At 54.6% G+C, this 2276-nt stretch carries 1 protein-coding gene; it reads right to left on the bottom strand.

Annotation, left to right across the window (positions count from 1 at the left end):
- A partial coding sequence (locus tag ABYW01_RS19765) for a cadherin domain-containing protein (RefSeq protein WP_372836109.1) occupies positions 1-2276 on the bottom strand: 2276 nt, incomplete at both ends.

Genomic DNA, 2276 nt, shown 5'->3' with positions numbered 1-2276 from the left:
GCACTGTTGTCATAAACATCGGTTGCTCTAACTGTCACATCATAGAAAGCATCACCCAGCAGAATCGTCGCGCCCTGCTTCACACTGATCACACCGCTGGCGCCATCAATAACAAAACGGCCACTGGCATCATCCGCCAACAAGTAGGTGATCTGGCTGCTATCCGTTGCCGATGCGGTAATACCCACCGTACCTTCAGTCGCACCATCATTTACGGCACCCTGTATTGCTTCACCGTCATTTCCGGCCGAATCGCTGTCCGCAGGTGTGGCAAAGGTCGGGGCACCGTCATCCGCAATCACAATGGTGAATTCTTGGATGGCACGGGCACGACCGCTATCGCTGGCTTCCAGCGTGAGGGTGTAAGAACCCGGTGTCAGGCTGACATCTTCCTTAACGAGCAGCTGATTGCCGACCACCTCAAAGCTGCGGCTATTATCCCGACTGATGCGGAAGGTGTGAGTATCGCCCTCATCAACATCTTCAACGGTCAGGTCGCCGACAACACGGTTTACCGCTGATAAAGTGTATTCCACACTGCTCAGCTGAAGATTGGTCGGTGCGTCGTTGCGTCCCAGCACGGTCATGGTCAGGGTGCTGGTACTCAACAATCCCATGGAGTCGCGGACGGAGACCTCAATCGCCGTATCTAAACTCTCGTTCTGCTTAACCTTATTCAGTGCATCGGTCGGATCAAAGGTCCAGCTACCGTCCGCAGCAATCGTAAACAGGCCGCCATTGGAACCCGCCACCGCAGTATTCAGGTTGTCTGCACTGCCATTCACCTGATCGACGGTCAGGGCATCATTGTTGCCATCCGCATCACGGTCATTGCGCAACACATCTCCTGAACGTTCATAACCCTGTGTAGTGCGGTCAGTGTCATCCACTGCGGCACCGATCACAGCGTTGACCTGAATATTGTAATCACGGGATGTGTTGTTACCGGCCAGATCGGTCGCCACCACAGTGATGGTATACAGACTGTCGGATGCGCTGATCAACGAGGCGTCTTTAATACTGACAATGCCGCTGTCTGCATCTATCTGAAAACGATCACCGCCGCTGCTAAGGCTAAATGTCACGTTACCCTGATCAGCACGGTCCATTTCCACGGTAATACCCACCGTGGCGTCGTTGGCCATACCTGGCACAACACGTCCATTCACATCACTGCCATCGCCCATCCGATCACTATCACCACGGAATTGAGGCGCAACAGTATCCACAACGGTGAGAGCGTAAGTCTGTTCGATGGTGTACTGACCGTTCGGGTCGTCACCGACCAGCTCGGTACGCACGCGGATTGTCAGCTCACCCAGCGTCAGGTTCGCGGCATCATCAACCACCCTCAGAATGCCGTTTTCCAGGGTAAAGAGGTTGTTGCTGTTACTACCGGCGCCATCTACCAATGAATAGGTAAAACTCTGACCCGGTCCCGGATTGGCGATGCTTAAACGTGCGGCTTCGGAATTGCGGCGTAGCGACTGGTCAATTTCAGTAGTGCTAAACACCACCTCCGGTGCTTCAGCGCTAATCCCGGTCACCGTGATTTCGAGTTGAGTTGTGCCACCCTCACCGGAGCTATCACGCACATCCAGCGTCACGTGGGTGGTCCTGATCTCGCCGTCGGTCAACTCATCGAAGTCGCCGTTTGCGTTAAAGCTCCAGCTACCATCCTCGTTTACGGTAAACAAGCCACCGTCACTGCCCTCGGCTGCCTGACCAGGGGCATGTATTGCTGAGAAACCACGTATCGTCGCTACCGTCAGATCGGCACCTGCCGCACTGCCCGGATCGGCATCATTACTCAGTACGTTGCCGGTCAGATTGTTCGCGCGCTCGGTCGCTTCTGCCGCATCATCCTGCAATACGGGTGCACCATTGACGACTGAGATGTTGACGGTAAATGTCTCTGCGTTACCAAATGCATCGGTCGCCACAACGGTCAGACTATGAAGAACGCTGGTCTCAAAATTGATTGCTGCCCCAGTTGCAACGGAGATCACGCCGCTGTCCGGGTCAATATCAAACAGGTCGCTGCTTGTGCCTGTCTGCAAAGAATAGAGAATGGAGGCTGTATCATCCGCTTGTACCGTGATACCCACTTCGGTATCTGCTGCAGCGCCCTCCAGCACAGTCCCATGCTCAATTTCGCCAACATCCCCCGCTGCATTCGTATCACGCAGTGATGTCGGCGCCTGATCATCGGTCAGGGTAATGACAAACGTCTGGGAGCGGGTATAGCTGACGGTGCCTGTCGCTACAATCTGGAT

Origin of the sequence: Pontibacterium sp., from assembly GCF_041587635.1 — a bacterium.
Classification (GTDB): Bacteria; Pseudomonadota; Gammaproteobacteria; order Pseudomonadales; family Balneatricaceae; genus Pontibacterium.
This window is presented reverse-complemented; position numbering and strand designations above follow the sequence as displayed.